At 70.9% G+C, this 15,667-nt stretch carries 16 protein-coding genes; 7 read left to right on the top strand and 9 right to left on the bottom strand.

What is annotated here, in order from left to right; translation table 11 throughout:
- Positions 1 to 6: 6 nt before the first annotated feature.
- Positions 7 to 1,215 (bottom strand): beta-1,3-glucanase family protein, encoded by a 1,209-nt coding sequence (locus AB0M87_RS27270; RefSeq protein WP_365857429.1) that lies wholly within the window; start codon positions 1,213 to 1,215, stop codon positions 7 to 9.
- Between the two features lie 363 nt (positions 1,216 to 1,578).
- On the opposite strand from AB0M87_RS27270, the gene AB0M87_RS27265 reads away from it, so the two are divergent.
- Together AB0M87_RS27265 and AB0M87_RS27260 are read left to right on the top strand one after the other, a co-directional pair.
- The gene (locus AB0M87_RS27265; protein WP_365857427.1) at positions 1,579 to 2,928 is read left to right on the top strand and encodes a DUF1254 domain-containing protein; all 1,350 of its coding nucleotides are present in this window, start codon (positions 1,579 to 1,581) and stop codon (positions 2,926 to 2,928) included.
- Positions 2,929 to 3,069: 141 nt separating this feature from the next.
- Complete coding sequence (locus tag AB0M87_RS27260; protein WP_365857425.1) at positions 3,070 to 3,294, top strand: DUF2277 domain-containing protein; 225 nt, start codon at positions 3,070 to 3,072, stop codon at positions 3,292 to 3,294.
- Here the strand turns inward: AB0M87_RS27260 and AB0M87_RS27255 are convergent.
- From AB0M87_RS27255 to AB0M87_RS27245, 3 genes are all read right to left on the bottom strand, one after another.
- Complete coding sequence (locus AB0M87_RS27255) at positions 3,281 to 3,907, bottom strand: VTT domain-containing protein (RefSeq protein ID WP_365857423.1); 627 nt, start codon at positions 3,905 to 3,907, stop codon at positions 3,281 to 3,283. The two genes, AB0M87_RS27260 and AB0M87_RS27255, sit on opposite strands and share 14 nt — an antisense overlap.
- 153 nt (positions 3,908 to 4,060) lie before the next feature.
- Positions 4,061 to 5,725 carry an alkaline phosphatase D family protein gene (locus tag AB0M87_RS27250; protein ID WP_365857421.1) on the bottom strand — a complete coding sequence of 555 codons (1,665 nt, stop codon included), beginning with the start codon at positions 5,723 to 5,725 and terminating at the stop codon, positions 4,061 to 4,063.
- A 64-nt stretch (positions 5,726 to 5,789) separates the two neighbouring features.
- A complete protein-coding gene (locus AB0M87_RS27245; protein WP_365857419.1) occupies positions 5,790 to 6,431 on the bottom strand; it encodes an HNH endonuclease family protein in 642 nt (213 codons plus the stop codon).
- A gap of 191 nt (positions 6,432 to 6,622) precedes the next feature.
- On the opposite strand from AB0M87_RS27245, the gene AB0M87_RS27240 reads away from it, so the two are divergent.
- Together AB0M87_RS27240 and AB0M87_RS27235 are read left to right on the top strand one after the other, a co-directional pair.
- A complete protein-coding gene (locus AB0M87_RS27240; RefSeq protein ID WP_365857417.1) occupies positions 6,623 to 7,351 on the top strand; it encodes an ABC transporter permease in 729 nt (242 codons plus the stop codon).
- Between the two features lie 244 nt (positions 7,352 to 7,595).
- Complete coding sequence (locus tag AB0M87_RS27235) at positions 7,596 to 8,177, top strand: TMEM165/GDT1 family protein (protein ID WP_365857415.1); 582 nt, start codon at positions 7,596 to 7,598, stop codon at positions 8,175 to 8,177.
- Between the two features lie 122 nt (positions 8,178 to 8,299).
- Here the strand turns inward: AB0M87_RS27235 and AB0M87_RS27230 are convergent, their stop codons facing one another.
- Together AB0M87_RS27230 and AB0M87_RS27225 are read right to left on the bottom strand one after the other, a co-directional pair.
- Entirely contained in the window at positions 8,300 to 8,983 is a 684-nt protein-coding gene (locus AB0M87_RS27230) for an HAD-IA family hydrolase (RefSeq protein WP_365857413.1), read from the bottom strand.
- Positions 8,984 to 9,151: 168 nt separating this feature from the next.
- Positions 9,152 to 9,988: a peptidoglycan-binding protein gene (locus AB0M87_RS27225; protein WP_365857411.1), complete on the bottom strand. Its 837-nt coding sequence runs from the start codon at positions 9,986 to 9,988 to the stop codon at positions 9,152 to 9,154.
- Here AB0M87_RS27225 and AB0M87_RS27220 point away from each other — a divergent pair.
- Complete coding sequence (locus AB0M87_RS27220) at positions 9,987 to 12,035, top strand: MDR family MFS transporter (RefSeq protein WP_365857409.1); 2,049 nt, start codon at positions 9,987 to 9,989, stop codon at positions 12,033 to 12,035. The two genes, AB0M87_RS27225 and AB0M87_RS27220, sit on opposite strands and share 2 nt — an antisense overlap.
- A 28-nt stretch (positions 12,036 to 12,063) precedes the next feature.
- Here AB0M87_RS27220 and AB0M87_RS27215 read toward each other — a convergent pair whose 3' ends face one another.
- On the bottom strand, positions 12,064 to 12,540 hold the full coding sequence (locus tag AB0M87_RS27215) for a GNAT family N-acetyltransferase (RefSeq protein ID WP_365857407.1): 477 nt from the start codon (positions 12,538 to 12,540) through the stop codon (positions 12,064 to 12,066).
- Positions 12,541 to 12,669: 129 nt separating this feature from the next.
- On the opposite strand from AB0M87_RS27215, the gene AB0M87_RS27210 reads away from it, so the two are divergent.
- Positions 12,670 to 13,287: a hypothetical protein gene (locus tag AB0M87_RS27210; protein WP_365857405.1), complete on the top strand. Its 618-nt coding sequence runs from the start codon at positions 12,670 to 12,672 to the stop codon at positions 13,285 to 13,287.
- Positions 13,287 to 13,850, top strand: a complete 564-nt coding sequence (locus tag AB0M87_RS27205) for a hypothetical protein (protein WP_365857403.1) — start codon at positions 13,287 to 13,289, stop codon at positions 13,848 to 13,850. Before AB0M87_RS27210 ends, AB0M87_RS27205 begins: the two co-directional genes overlap by 1 nt.
- Before the next feature lie 7 nt (positions 13,851 to 13,857).
- Here AB0M87_RS27205 and AB0M87_RS27200 read toward each other — a convergent pair whose 3' ends face one another.
- Both AB0M87_RS27200 and AB0M87_RS27195 read right to left on the bottom strand, forming a co-directional pair.
- Positions 13,858 to 14,178 carry an antibiotic biosynthesis monooxygenase gene (locus tag AB0M87_RS27200; RefSeq protein ID WP_365857401.1) on the bottom strand — a complete coding sequence of 107 codons (321 nt, stop codon included), beginning with the start codon at positions 14,176 to 14,178 and terminating at the stop codon, positions 13,858 to 13,860.
- 60 nt (positions 14,179 to 14,238) lie between these two features.
- A complete protein-coding gene (locus AB0M87_RS27195; RefSeq protein WP_365857399.1) occupies positions 14,239 to 15,345 on the bottom strand; it encodes a DUF2330 domain-containing protein in 1,107 nt (368 codons plus the stop codon).
- Between the last annotated feature and the right edge of the window lie 322 nt (positions 15,346 to 15,667).

The raw sequence follows: 15,667 nt of genomic DNA, 5'->3' as shown, positions 1-15,667 counted from the left end.
AGGTGGCTATCCCAAGGGTGTCAGCGTCAGCTGGATGCCGGTCGGCGCCGTGTCCTGGATGTACGAGGCGAAGTCGGCCACGTCGTCGAAGGCGAAGCCGTAGGCCTTGCCGTCCTCGGTCGCCGCGTGGATCGCCTTGGCGTAGTGGTTGGTGACGGCCGCACCGTAGAAGCCGGCCGGGTCCGTGGTGGGCTGCGCGGCGCTGCCCACCAGGGTGGACCGGTTGAAGCCGGCACCGAGTACGGCGGCGACCGGACCGGTCGTCCCGTCGTTGGGCGCGGCCAGTTTGCCGTCGCAGAAGAGCACGTCGCGGGTGGACGGCTTGTCGAAGGAGACCGAGGCCGGCCCCTTGAAGGCCAACCGGCCGCCGCTGACCCGGCCGGTGAAGGCGCCGGCGTTGGTGGTGATGGTGAGGTCCCGGCCGGCGTAGGTGCTCCACACCTGGTCGATGTACGGGGCGAAGTAGTCACTGGCGAAGATCCCCGCGTCCAGGCCGTGCCCGGGCGCGATGATGCGCAGATCGTCCACCACCAGCGGCGCGAACTCCGGGACCGCCTTGACGGCGGCGAAGGCCTGGGCGCGCCCGCCGTCCCGCAGTGTGCCGGTGGTCTGGTCCTTGGCGCCGGTCAGTTCGATGCTCAGCGGGACACTGAACATGTCGACCATGGTGGTGTTGCAGAACATCCCGGACGCGTTGTAGGTGAACTCGGCGCAATCGTGCAGCACGGAGTAGCTGGGATCGGACTTCACCCAGCCCGCCGGATACTGCAGGGCCGGATTGCCGTTACCGTCCGCCACCGCCTTGAACTTGAGTTTGTCGCCCAACGCCACATAGATCCGCCCGGACATGTACGGCAGTGACAGCGTTGTCGCGCCGCTGCCGGCGAGGGCTATGGCGTAGTCCGTGAAGCCGTCCGAGCCGTTGTCCGAGAGGGATATCGGGGCGAGCGCACCGTCCGGGGTGACCCGGACCTGCTTGCCGTCCTGGTTGCCGACGACGTAGAGGTACACGGCTGAATTCGCGTACGAGCCGGTGTTGTTGACGATCTTCAGCGGGAGCGCGCCCGCCGCCTTCGGGGACGCCCCGCCGCCCGGGGCCACCGAGGCGAGGGCGTGCGGAGCGACCACGGCGATCGCCGGACCGGCCACGGCGGCGCCGGCCAGCGCGGTGAGCAACTTACGACGGGTGATCGGGCGGTGATGGCGGGGGGTCATGGGGTGGTTCCTTCCATGCGGTGTCTCGCGGTGGGGGGAGGATCCGGGGAATGGGCGACCCGGCCTGAGAGCGCTCTCTGGACGCCACTGGCTGCGGTCGATGGAGTCTGATCGTACGCAGAGTGACGGCCGGGGCCAATGGTTGAGCATTCCGGAAAAACGTTCCTTGACCTGTGCCTATGTTCTGCAAGGTGGTTGCATAAGAGTGTCTTAAGCCGCCATTAATGCGCCCCCGTCCTCCACCCGCCCCGCCCCTCTGCCTCAACGGCGGCACCTCACCCGAATGGCCGCCCCCGAGTCGCCCGCCGCAGCCTCGACGCACAGAATCGGAACTCTCCGTGCGTCGCCGACAGGAGCCCCGGGATGAGTGACCGCACCGAACTCGCCGCCGAGGCGTACGTCTACGGCTACCCGCTGGTCTTCGATCTCTCCATGGTCCAGAACGCACTGCGCAACGGCTTCGGCGCGCTGCCGCCCGCGTCCTTCAACGCGTTCGCCCACTCCTCCCGACTGGCCACGCCCGCAGCGCACTTCGTCTCGGTGAACAACGACACGCTGTACTCGATCGCGCAGCTGGACCTCAGCGGAGGGCCGCTACGGCTGCACGTACCGGACACCGCCGGGGCGTACTACGTCCTGCAGTTCGTCGACGCCTGGACCAACAACTTCGCCTACCTCGGGCGCCGCGCCACCGGCACCGGTGAGGGCGACTGGCTGATCGTCCCGCCCGGCTGGGCGGGACGGACACCTGAGGACGTGCGGGGGGTGATCGACGCCCCCACCGCCATGGTCACCATCGTCGGACGCAACGCCTGCGCGGGGCCTGCCGACATTCCGCGGGTCCAGGCCCTGCAACGGCAGTTCACCCTCACCCCGCTCGACGGGCACCGGCACCGCACCGGCCTGCCGGCCCCGGAGCCGGGCGTACCCGGGGTGCTGCGGTTCTTCGAGCAGCTCAGGGTCTGGATGGCCGGCTTCCCGCCCGCCGCGGCCGATCGTGCGTACCAGGACCGCTTCCAGCCGCTGGGGTTGCTGGAGGAGGGCCCTTCGCCGTACGCCACCGCTGAACCGGGGATCGTCAGGGCGCTGGCCGAAGGACTGAAGCGCGGCACCGAACGCGTCGAGAAGGCATCCCGTCCCACTCCCGCGGACGACGACCGGGACCCCGGGGCCTGGCAGCTGGACCCGCACCTCTTCGACTACAACCTGGACTGGTTCGGCATCGGCACCCACGACTCGCCGGAGTGGCGGATCGCGGACCGCGAGGCGTCGTACCTGACCCGGGCGGTGGCCGCGCGGACCGCCCTGTGGGGCGACCACGGTTACGAGGCGGTGTCCGCGCACACCTTCCGGGACGCGGAGGGACAGTGGCTCACCGGCGAACACGCCTACACCCTGCGCTTCGACCGGCCGCCCCCGGTGGAGTCGTTCTGGTCCCTCACCATGTACGAGACCCCGGACTACTACCTCGTCGACAACCCCGCCGACCGCTACTCCATCGGCGACCGGACCCCCGGCCTGGTGCACGGCGAGGACGGTTCGCTGACCGTGTACATCCAGCGGGATCGCCCCGAGGACCCCGCCGGGGCCGCCAACTGGCTGCCCGCCCCCGCAGGTGCCTTCCGGCCCCTGCTCCGGCTCTACACACCCCGGCAGGAGGTGCTGGACGGGACCTACCGCATCCCGCCCATCGAGCCCCGTCGACCCCGGTAGCGGCCGTACCGGCGCCGTCCCGCCCGACCCATTCCCCGGCACCGACCGCACGGATGCGGAGGACGCCGCCCCGCGGGTGCCGGGGCATCTTCTCCCTCACGACCCGCGACAATTTCGAGGGAACCGAGTGAGACTGGAGGCATGTGCCGCAGTATCAAAACACTCCGCCCGCCCGTCCTCCCCGAAGAAGCCACCGAGGAGGAGATCAGGGCCGCCGCGCTCCAGTACGTGCGGAAGGTCTCCGGCTTCCGGGCCCCCGCCGCGCACAACCGCGAGGTATTCGACCGGGCCGTGGACGAGATCGCCGCCGCGACCGGGCGGCTGCTCGATGAGCTGGAGGTGCGGGGCGGCGTCAGGACGCCGTAGCCGTCGCGGCCGGGCGGCGCATGACGAGGGCGGCCAGTGATCCGGCGCCGAAGAGGGCGAGTACGGACACCGCGGTGCCCAGCCAGCCGGCGCCCAGCCACTGGCCGCCGAAGTAGCCGAGCCCCACGCTGTATCCGGCCCAGGCGGCGCCCGCCAGGGCGGACCAGGGCAGGAACTCCTTGGCCTTGCGGTGGGCCGCGCCGGCGCCGAGGGAGACGATCGAGCGGCCGGCCGGGGCGAAGCGGGCTATGACGACGAGCAGGCCGCCGCCCCTGGCGAGAGCCGCGCCGAGGCGTTCCTGTGCGCGGGTCAGCCGTCGGGACCGGGCAATGGCCCGGTCGAGCCGCTCACCGCCGCGCCAGGCCAGCCGGTACGCAACCAGGTCGCCCAGGATCGAGGCGACGGTGGCGCAGGCCATCAGTGCGAGCAGATCGGGGACGTTGTGCGGGACTTCGCCGGCCACGGTGGTGGAGCCCGCGGCGGCGGCGGTGGCCGCGGTGATCACCAGGACACCGCTGGGCAGCACCGGGACGAAGACGTCGAGGACGACGGAGAGCGCGACCACGGCATAGATCCATGGACTGTCGGTCAGCGACCGCACACTCTCCAGCACTTGTTCTCCACGGCTCGTCGGCAAGCAAGCCGCGTCTCGCAGGGAAGGTGACGTCCCCTGCTCACGGAGAGACGGGGGAAAGCAGAAGCGGCAGTACAGCCGTACAGCGTACGCCCGGTGCTTGCGCCCTGGCGGGCCGGGGCCGGGTGCGTCTCACCGATTGCCGGTGAGGTCGGTGTCCAGCACCGTCTCCAGCCGGGCGTCGGCGCTGTCCCCGCGCGCTTGAACGAGGCGCAGCCGGGCCTTGCGGCCGCGCAGGTCCAGTGTCATCAGCTGGTTGCCGAACCACGGGCCGCCCTGCTTGCGCCAGCGCACGGGCGGCTCGGCCAGCCGCCCGTGCCGGATCAGCACCCGGCCCAGTGCCCGGCCCACTCGGCTCCAGCCGAAGCGGAAGCCGAACTTCATGTACGCCGGGACCTTGTTGTGCACGGGGGAGCAGGTCAGCTGCAGCACCCGGGAGTCCGGTCCGGTACTCCCCGGGCCGGCCGGCCAGTGCGGTTCGGTGATGTACGCGTGGTGCACATCGCCCGACAGGACACAGATGGTGGCCGGAGCGTCCTCGCCCGTGCCCACCCGGGCGATCAGCCGGGTCAACCGTACGAAGGACTCCGGGAAGGCGGCCCAGTGCTCCAGGTCCGCAGCCCTGCGCAGCTTCTCGCCCCGGCGCGCCCAGCGATCGCCGCGCACCCCGGCGCACAGCGCCGAGTCCCAGCTCTCCGCGTCATGGATCAGCGGGGGCAGCAGCCAGGGCAGTGAGGTGCCGATCAGCAGATGGTCGAAGGTCCCCGGTGCTTCCAGCGACTGCTCGCGCAGCCAGTCCGCCTCCACGTCGTCGATCATCGACCGGTTCCGCTCATCCAGCACCCGTCCCGCGCGGGAGTCGACCATCAGCAGGCGGGTCCGGCCGAAGTCGCGGCGGTAGCTCCAGCGGTGCAGGGACGGTTCCGTATCGGCGGAGGCGGCGAACTCGCGCAACAGGCCGGTGCCGTCCGGGGCTTCACGGACGGCGGCGTAGAGCTTGTCGGCCGCCAGCTCCTCCGGGGAGAGATTGCCGAGGTGCTGATACACCCAGTACGACATCAGCGCGCTGAGGATCCGCCCCTGCCACCACGGTTTCCTGCGCATGTCCGCCACCCAGGCGGCGCTGGTGTTCCAGTCGTCGGTGACATCGTGGTCGTCGAAGATCATGCAGCTGGGGACGGTGGACAGCAGCCACCGCACCTCGGGGTCGAGCCAGGACTCGTAGTAGAGGCGGGTGTACTCCTCGTAGTCCGTCACCTGGGCGCCGGGATCCACTGCCAGGTCGCGGCGGGTGGCCAGCCACTCCCGGGTGTCGGCGGACACCTCGTCCGCGTACACCTGGTCGCCGAGCAGCAGCAGGACGTCCGGGCGCTCGGCTGTGGGCTCGGCGGCCAGGCGGACCGCGAGGGTGTCCAGGGCGTCAGGTCCGACCGGGTCGGATTCCCCGGCGGCCGGGGCCGCCCAGCGGCAGGATCCGAAGGAGACCCGCGCCTCTTCGGCCGCCGCTCCCGGGGTACGGATGGTGCTGGCCGGGAAGGCCGAGTCGGCCGGCGGCCACACCGGCTCCCCGTCGAGCAGCACCTCGTACGCCGTGGTGGTGTCGGGCGTCAGACCGGTCACCGGCACCAGCGCGTAGTGGTGGCCCGCGATCAGGAAGGTGGCGGACTCGCCGCCGGCGCCGTCCGCGCAGCGCACCTCGGCGGTGCACGCGCGGTCGGTCTCGACCCAGATGGTCGCGGAGCCACCCCCGGTCCAGTCGACGTACCTCAGCAGCGGTCCCAGTCGCAGTTCGGTCATGAATGTCCTCCTCCGTCGTTCCGTACGGTACGGAATAACGGCGGCATACGGCACGAGCGGTGGTTCAGCAGTTGTTCAGCACGCCCTGCAGCGCGGTCTTCTCGGCCGAATCGACGGTGAGGCCGTAGTAGTGCTTCACCTGGACCCAGGCCCGCGCGTAGGTGCACCGGTACGCGGTCCGCGGGGGCAGCCACTCGGCCGGATCCCGGTCCCCCTTGGACTGGTTGACGTTGTCGGTGACGGCGATGAGCTGGGGCCGGGTCAGGTCGTTGGCGTACGACTGCCGCCGTGCGGTGGTCCAGCTGCTGGCACCGGAGCGCCAGGCCTCGGCGAGCGGGACCATGTGGTCGATGTCCACGTCGCTGGACGCGGTCCAGGTCGCGCCGTCGTACTCGGAGTACCAACTGCCGCTGGTGGCCGCACAGGTAGAGCTCTGTACGACATTGGTGCCGTCGCGTTTGAGCACCACCTCGCGGGTGTCGCAGGAACCGGACTGGGTGATCCAGTGCGGGAACTTGTCGCGGCTGTAGCCGTCGGACGAACCCTCGGCCTTGACCGTGAGGGAGCTGAGGTAGCTCCTCGCGGTCGAGGCGCTCACCGGGGTGGGCAGCGCGGCCTGGGCGGCGGGTGCGGTGACGAGGCCGGCGACGGTGAGGCCCGCGGTTGCCGCGAGAACGGCTATTCGACGCGCGTAGACACCTGACATGCGAACTCCCATGGGGTGGGGGGCTGTTGCCGATCTGGCTGGATCAGCGTGGCGGCGCGGGGTTTCCCCGGGGTGAGCGCCAGGTAACAGCGTGGCGACATGTGCACGTCATATCAAGACCTGGGACGGTGTCGATGCGGAGCCGGCCCGACGCACCGCCACCGCCCGCGCTCCGCCGTACGGTTGACGGCGTGCTGCTACCGGTCAACGTCACCCTCGGAGTCGTCCTCGCCGCACTGCTGCTGGTTGCGGCCGCGGTGGCGGCCCTGGCGAGTCTGGGCCACGGCCGGCAGATCCTCACCGCGGGTGCCCGGGCGGCGATCCAGCTCGCGGCCGTCGCGCTGCTGATCGGCTGGGTGGTGCGATCCGGACTCTCGTACGGCTTCGTGGTGCTGATGTACGCGGTCGCGGTACGGACCGCCGGGCGCCGCGTCACGCGGAACGGGACCTGGTGGTGGGTCGCGGTGCCCATCGCGGCCGGCGTGTTCCCGGTGGTGGGGGTGCTGTTGCTGACCGGCCTGGTACCGCTGCACGGCATCGCCGTCATCCCGGTCACCGGCATCCTGATCGGCGGCGCGCTCACCGCGACCGTACTCGGCGGGCGGCGCGCGCTGGACGAGCTGGCGATGCGGCGGGGCGAGGTCGAGGCCGGGATGGCGCTCGGGCTGCTGGACCGGGAAGCGCGTCTGGAGATCGCCAGGACCGCCGCTTCCGACGCGCTGTTGCCGGGGCTCGACCAGACCAGGACCGTGGGTCTGGTCACACTTCCCGGTGCCTTCGTCGGCATGCTGCTGGGCGGCGCGTCCCCGGTGCTGGCGGGAGCGGTGCAGCTGTTTGTGCTGGTCGCGCTGTGCGCGGTGCAGGCGGTGGCGGTCGCCGTGGTGCTCGAGCTGGTGGCCAGGGGGCGGCTGAACCGGTGATCAGGTGCCGTACCCTGGACGGAGCAGAAGGGGAGTAGCTCTTCGCCGGAACGTCGACATACTGCTGAACCTCGGTTCGGCCGGCGCCCGGAGGCGGAACTTCTTGGAGATCCGCCAGCGAGACCTTCGGCCGCAGTGTCCTATTGATGCTGCCGTGCCGAAGCGACCCTTTTTGTCCGGGTGATTTCTCCGGGTCGGGTCATCTCGGTACGGGCAGCCCCGACCGATTGAGGAAAAACAACCCGTGATCAGCTTCACGATCCTGGCGATCACCTTCGGTGTGGTCTTTCTCGCCGAACTCCCGGACAAGACGGCCCTCGCCGGTCTGATGCTGGGCACCCGCTACCGCGCCTCCTACGTCTTCGTCGGAGTGGCCGCCGCCTTCGCGGTGCACGTCGCGCTCGCCATCGCGGCGGGCAGCGTGCTGACCCTGATCCCGCACCGGCTGCTGCAGGCGATCGTCGGCGTGCTGTTCCTGGCGGGCGCCGCGATGCTGCTGTTCAAGAAGGACGACGAGGACGAAGAGGTCAAGCCCCCCGCGGATCAGTCCTTCTGGAAGGTCGCCGGGGCCGGTTTCACGCTGATTCTGGTCGCCGAGTTCGGTGACCTGACGCAGATCATGACGGCCAATCTGGCGGCCCGCTACGACAGTCCGGTCTCCGTCGGCATCGGCGCGGTGCTGGCGCTCTGGGCGGTGGCCGGACTGGGCATCCTCGGCGGCCGGAAGCTGATGAAGCACGTGCCGCTCAAGCTGATCACCAAGGTCGCGGCCGGCCTGATGCTGCTGCTCGCCGGGTTCAGCCTCTATGAGGCGATCGCGGGCTGAGCCGGGCGGGGCCCTGCCGGTCCGCGCGGGCCGAGGCGGCGGGGCCCTCCCGTTTCGCCGGTACGGCCCTTGCAGCCGGTGCGGCCCACCGCCCTGTCTCCGGGGGGTGGGCCGCGCCGCGGTCAGTCCGAGACGCGTACGTCCAACGAGCCGTCGGCTGCGCGCTCGACGCGGACCTGTGTCAGGTCGCGCACCTGCACGGTGGGGGCGTGCGCTGCGGCCCGCGGGCCGACGCCCACCACCCGCATGCCGGCCGCCAGACCGGCCCGGATGCCGGCCTCCGAGTCCTCGAAGACGATGCAGTCCGCCGGGGCGAAGCCCAGCTCGGCCGCGCCCTTGAGGAAGCCCTCCGGGTCCGGCTTGCTGGCCCCGACGTCCTCCGCGGTGACCCGGACGCGCGGCATCGGCAGACCCGATGCGGTCATCCGGGCCTGCGCCAGCGCCTCGTCCGCCGAGGTGACCAGGGCATGCGGCAGACCGGCCAGTGACGCCATGAACTCGGGAGCACCGGCCACCGGCACCACGCCCTCGGTGTCCGCCGTCTCCAGGGCCAGCATCTCGCGGTTGTCCGCGTAGTTCTCCTCCATCGGGCGCTCCGGGAGCAGCACGGCCATGGTGGCGTACCCCTGCCGACCGTGCACCACCTTGAGGGCCTCCTGCGGATCCAGACCGTGCGCCACGGCCCACCGGTGCCAGATGCGCTCGACGGCGGCGTCGGAGTTCACCAGGGTGCCGTCCATGTCGAGCAGCACGGCCTTGCAGGAACCGACGGCCTTCACGGCTGGGACTTGGTCTGAGGTGCTCAACGGGTTTTCCTTACTGCGGCGGCCGTGGTTTGTTTCCCCATGGTACAAAGACGCCGGCCGTCGGCAGGAACAAGGCGGTCCCACCCGCCGGTCAGGGAGTACGGGCAGGACCACTTTGTTTCCGTAGGGTACAAAACAAGGAAGGTCCGCGCCAGCGTGCCTGGTCAGTCACCGGCTCTGCTGGGTCGCCGCCTCCAGAGCGCGCCGGGTCGCCGGCCCGTACACCCCCGGCGGATCGTCCTGGATACCCATCCAGGACTGGTACCGGCCCACCGCCTCCTCCACGTCCTGGTCGAACAGGCCGTCGGCGGGGCCGCGGTAGACGTACACCTGGTTCATCCGCTGCTGCAGGTTCACGACGCCCGGTCCGCTGTCCCCGCGCCGCAGTACCCCGTGGGCCGGCGCCGGGCTGCTGGGCTCCGACACCTCGGCGGTGACCCGGGCGGTGATCGAGGGGGAGGGCGAGGAGACCGCGGAGGCCGTCGCCGTCGCACTCGGGTGGGGCGTGCTCGGGTGCACGGACGGCGAGGCGGACGGCGAAGGCCGCGCGGTGGACGGTGTGGCGGAGGGGGTTGCCGACGCCGACGGCATGACCGGTGACGGCAACGGCTCGTCCGGTGCGGTGCTGGCCGTGTCCGGCAGCGCGCGGTCCTGCGCCGAGTCGTCGGCGGAGAACAGCCCGGCGGCGAACGCGGCCGCACCCAGGACCGCCACCACCCCCGCACCGCCCGCGAACACGGCGAACGGTCTTCGCCGCCGTTGCGACGACGACGGCGCCCGTGCGCCGGGCTGACCGGCCGGCTCCGCGGCCGGTTCCTCGGCCCGTACCGCCGGGATCGGCAGGGTCGTGTACGCCGCCCCCACCACGTCGTCCGCCGGATCCGGTACCGGATCGGGCAGCTGGACGTACGGCCGGACCCGCAGTGGATCGAATTCCTCATGGCTCAACTTGGCCACCCCCTTGAACTCGCGGCGATTATGCCGCAGCCCCAGGATGGAGGGCATGGCTCAGCAATCCGCGGCACCACCGACGGCGCCCGCCGAGGCCGACGGCCGGCCGCAGCGGGCCGTCCTGGTGGCCATCGGCGCCCTGCTGCTCGGCATGCTCATCGCCGCACTCGACCAGACGATCGTCTCCACCGCACTTCCCACGATCGTCAGCGACCTCGGCGGGATGAAACACCTCGCCTGGGTGGTCACGGCCTACATGCTGGCCTCGACGGCGGCCACCCCGCTGTGGGGGAAGCTCGGCGACCAGTACGGTCGCAAGAAACTCTTCCAGACCGCCATCGTCATCTTTCTGATCGGTTCCGCGCTCTGCGGCATCGCCCAGAACATGCCGCAGCTCATCGGCTTCCGGGCACTCCAGGGCCTCGGCGGTGGCGGTCTGATGGTGCTGTCGATGGCGATCGTCGGCGACATCGTGCCGCCACGCGAACGCGGCAAGTACCAAGGGCTGTTCGGCGCGGTCTTCGGCGCGACCAGCGTGCTCGGACCACTGCTCGGCGGCTTCTTCACCGAGCACCTCAGCTGGCGCTGGGTCTTCTACATCAACATCCCGATCGGCATCATCGCGCTCGCCGTCATCGCCGCGGTACTGCACATCCCGGTCCGCTCGGCCAAGCACACCATCGACTACCTCGGCACCCTCCTGATCGCCTCGGTCGCCACCTGCCTGGTGCTGGTCGCCTCGCTCGGCGGTACGAGCTGGCCCTGGGCCTCCGCGCAGATCATCGGCCTCGCGGTCCTCGGCGTGCTGCTGCTCGCCGCCTTCCTGTACGTCGAACGGCGGGCCGCCGAGCCGGTGCTGCCGCTGAAGCTCTTCCGGATCAGGACCTTTCTGCTCTGTTCGGTCATCAGCTTCATCGTCGGTTTCTCGATGTTCGGCGCGATGACCTATCTGCCGACGTTCCTCCAGGTCGTCCACGGCATCACCCCCACCCTGTCCGGCGTTCACATGCTGCCGATGGTGTTCGGTCTGCTGCTGTCCTCCACCGTGTCGGGGCAGATCGTCAGCCGTACCGGCCGCTGGAAGGTCTTCCCGATCGCGGGCACCGCCATCACCGCGCTGGGACTGCTGCTGTTGCACCGGCTGAGCGAGGCCAGCTCCACCCTGACGATGAGTGTCTACTTCTTCGTCTTCGGGCTGGGCCTCGGTCTGGTGATGCAGGTGCTGGTGCTCGCGGTGCAGAACGCGGTGAGCTACCAGGACCTGGGTGTCGCCACCTCCGGGGCGACCTTTTTCCGCTCCATCGGGGCCTCGTTCGGAGTCGCGATCTTCGGCACCATCTTCACCAGCCGGCTCGGCGGCAAACTCGCCGACGCGCTCGCCGGACAGAACCTGCCACCCGGGGTGAGCGCGCAGCGGCTGGAAGCCGATCCGCGCGCCATCGGGACACTCCCGTCGCGGCTGCGCCCTCCCGTGCTGCACGCCTACGCGACCTCCATCACCGACGTCTTCCTGTACGCGGTCCCGGTGGTGCTGCTGGCGTTCGTCGTCGCCTGGTTCCTCAAGGAGGATCCGCTGCGCGGATCGGTCACCACCCCCGAGGCCAGCGAGACCCTGGCGTCCAACCCGGTCCAGCGGTCGTCCCACGACGAGGTGCTGCGGGCCCTCTCGGTGCTCGGCAGCCGGGAGGGACGGCGCGAGATCTACGAAAGAATCACCGCGAAGGCGGGCTACGATCTGCTCCCCGCGGCGAGCTGGCTGCTGCTCCGGATCAAACGCCACGGCCTGGTCGAACCGGGCAGACTCGCCGAGATCTCACCGGTCTCGCTGCGGGCCATCATCGAAGCGGCCCGCCAGCTCGAGGGCCGCGGGCTGGCCGCCCGGGAAGGCGTCAACCTCACCCTGGCCGACCCGGGCGTGACCGCATCGGCCCGGCTGGCCAAGGCCCGCGAGGAGTCCCTCGCCGAGTTGCTCGGCGACTGGTGGGGACCCGAACGGCCGACCGATCTGGTCGCCCTGGTCGCGGAGCTGAGCGAGGAGCTGTGCGGCTCCGACGCGGAGCGGCCGCGCCGGGCCCGGACCGCGGGGTCCCCGGCCGTCTGACCGGCGGCCGCCGGCCGGATGCCTGGCGTCAGAGACCTTTTCCGTACCAGATCTCCATGTACGGACCTGACTTGTACGCCGGTATCTCGCGGTACCCGTGCCGGGTGTACAGCGCCCGGGCCTCCACCAGGTCGAGCCGGGTGTCCAGCACCATGCGCCAGGCTCCGAGGCGGCGTGCGGCATCCTCCAGCATGCGCAGCAGCGCCCCGCCACCCCCGGTACCGCGCTGGGCGGGGCGGACGAAAACCCGGGTGAGCTCGGCGGTCTCCGCATCCCTGAGCAGCACCCCGCCGCAGCATGCGGCCTTCCCGCCGTGCCGCCCGACCAGGAACTCCCCGGTGGGCGGCACCAGCTGCTCCACCCCGTCGTCGGCGAGCCCCTCGTCGATCTCCTGCTCGGTCGCGGGACGCCGCCAGTAACGGCTGGCCACCTCGTCGTAGTAGTCGCGGCGCAGGGTGCGGGCATCAGCGGTGTCGAAGGACTCGGCGGTCACGATCCAGTTCACGCCGGACAGTCTGACGGAGGGCCGCGCCGTTTCGCACGCGAGTTACGGGCAACGCGGTCAGTGCGCGAACCGTACGGCCGAGCCTCTTTCGAGAACATCCGAGAGCGTCCGAGTACAGGGAAGGCACTCATGTCCACAGTCGTGATCGTCATCGTGATCGCGGTGATCCTCATCGCCGTCGCCGCCGTCTTGGTCCGCCGGCCAGGCAAGCGGGCCGGGCACGGCAGCCTGAAGCGCCGTTTCGGCCCCGAGTACGACAGGGTGGTCGCCCGGCACGACGGGGACACCAAGGCGGCCGAGACCGAGCTGGGTGAGCGGGTGAAGCGACACGGCTCGCTGCAGACCCGTCCGCTCACCGCGGAGCAGCGCGAGCAGTACGTGGCCCGCTGGGCCGGACTCCAGGAACAGTTCGTCGACTCCCCGCGGACGGCGGTCGCCGACGCGGAACAGCTGCTGGCCGCGCTCGCCGGGGACCGGGGCTTCCCGCCCGCCGACGACCGCGAGGAACAGCTCTCCGCGCTTTCCGTCCACCACCCGGGCCAGATCGACGGATACCGCACGCTGCACCGGTCGGTGCGGGGCGAGGGCGGTACCGAAGACCTGCGCACAGCGATGCTCGAAGCACGCGCACTCTTCGGCCGACTGGTGGCTACGGAGGCACACGATCCGGAGCGGGTGCGGAGCCGTGAGCAGACCGGGCCGAAGACGCTGCTGATGCGGCGGCACGTGAAGGGAAGCGGTGCCTGATGACGTACGAACCGAAGCAGCCGGAGACCGTGAAACACCTGACGGCGAAGAGCCGGCCGGAGCGGGCCGCGACAGCCGGGGACCGGAGCCGGCCGGAGCGGGCCGCGACAGCCGGAGACCGGGGGCGGACAGGAGCGGGCGAGCCGACCGGGCACCTCGAGCGAACCGGAGCGGGCGAGCCGACGGGGCACCTCGAGCGGACCGGAGCGGCCGAGCCGACCGGGCATCTCGAGCGAACCGGAGCGGCCGAGCCGCTCGATCATCCGCAACCCGCGGACGCCGCAAGCGACACCCCGACCCTCCTGCCGGCCGGTGAACGCGACAGGCTGACCCTGCGCCTTCAGCAGGCGGTCAACGGCTTCGTCGACAGCCCCGAGCAGGCGGTCGAGCAGGCCGACCGGATCTTCGAAGAGGCGGTGACCCGGATGACCGGCACCCTCACCGAGCGGAGCAGCGCCCTCCGTACGGCCTGGAAGGGCACGGAGCAGGGGCCGGCGACGGAGGATCTGCGGCTCCTGCTCCGCGACTACCGTGCGTTGACCGAGCGGCTGCTGAGGCTTTGATCAGGCGTTACTTCGGGGCCGCCTGCTGGACGACCTCGAACGACCACAGGGCGGATCCGGAGGCGGCGGGCCTGGGACGGTCGGTGCCTTCGGATCCGCCGCCGTGTGCACCGCGCATCGACGTGGCCATCCACTTCTCGAAGTCCGCCTCGGTGGCCCAACGGGTGTAGACGAGGTACTGGTCGGTGCCCTCGACGGGGCGCAGCAGCTCGAACCACTCGAAACCGTCCGAGTTCTCCACCGATCCCGCGCGGGCGGCGAACCGCTGCTCCAGGACCGCCCGCTGGTCGTCGGGCACGGTCAGCACGTTGATCTTCACGACGCTCATGCCTTCCATCCTGCCGTACGGGCCGGCCGGCCCACCACGCGGGCGATGACGAGAGCAACGTCAAAAGATCGGCGGCGGCGCGTGCACCGGTCGGGGCGGAACCACGGGACGCCGGCGTCGCACGGCCACCAGCAGGACCACCGTGATGACGATCAGCAGCAGCCCGCCGCCCACCGTCAGCAGCCAGACCGGCATGCCGGCCACCGTGAACAGCCGGTCGTCGTGGATCACCCGCTGGAACGGCTTGTCGGAGGAGACCCGTACCAACCGGTGGTCACCGTCGATACGGGACGGGACCGGGAAGGACTGCTGCACGGCGGTCAGGTACCGCTCACCGTCCGCGAACCGCCCGAGTACGCCGGTGGACGGTGCCCTGCCCGCGTAGGTGACCTCGGGCGGTAGCCCGCCGATGTCGCCGGAGGGTTCCATCCGGTGGGCGGCCAGCACATAGAGGCCCAGCGACTGAGGGGTCTTCGCCCGCCGTGACAGCCGCATCGGATAGACCAGCCGGTCGCTGGCGAACTTCAACCGCAGCGGGTCGAGGGTCCCGGCCAGTGGCCTGCCCGGGCGCTCGGGGGCCAGCCGGATCGCGACGTACTCCCATTTCCGGTCGACGTAGGGCTGCAAGTCCTTCGACAGCCCGTCGGGCAGCCGGAAACCGTTCAGCTCGAGCCAACTGCCCAGCGCCTTCGGGTCGGTGGCGGTCAACCGGGCGACATCGAACGGCCCCAGCTGCTCGCGGCCGACCACACCGACCGAGGACGTGCCGGATGCCGGGAGAGCGGCGGTCGGGCCGTCCGAACCCGCGCCGGAGCCGAAGGGCCAGTCGCCGCTGTGCGGCCAGAAGTAGTACCGGGCGCGGTGCACCGGTGCGGTGACCGATTCCAGCGCGTCGAAAAGCGCGTCGTCACCGAGCGAGACGGTGGCCCGGTGCGGCACGGGCATGATCCAGGCGGCCTCCTTGGCGTTCCCCTCGACGTGGAGACTCATCACGATCTGCTCGCTGCGGCCGTCCCAGCGCACCGCCGAGGTCTCGCGGTCCACATTCAGCCGGGACGACGGGTCGTGCACCATCGCGCCGCACCCGCAGGCGTATGCCGGTGCCACCAGCGATCCCAGCTGCATCACCAGCAGCGCCAGCACCACCAGCAGTGTTCTGTTCCGCATCCCCCGTGCCTCTCCATCGCGCCCTGCCACGAGCACAGACGGTGCGCGGGCGGGACCGGTTCCGTACCGGTCCACTGCCACCGACGGCCGGCCGGCCCGAGCAGGGACCCGCCGATGACGGTGCCGGGTGCTTGAATGGCCGGAAACGTACCGCACAGGTCAGGCGAACGGGGGGTTGCCTGCGTCCGTTCGTCCGGGCAGTGCGAGGCTCTAGGCGGCCAGTGTGGAAAAGGCCGGTGCTGAAGACGGGTGGAGGTCCGGCGGGGCGTGGCGAATGACGGGCACAGTGGAGCGCGGGATGCGGTCGGTGCGGGAGCGGGGA

Origin of the sequence: Streptomyces sp. NPDC051320 (genome assembly GCF_040682175.1) — a bacterium.
In the GTDB taxonomy this organism is placed as follows: Bacteria; Actinomycetota; Actinomycetes; order Streptomycetales; family Streptomycetaceae; genus Streptomyces.
This window is presented reverse-complemented; position numbering and strand designations above follow the sequence as displayed.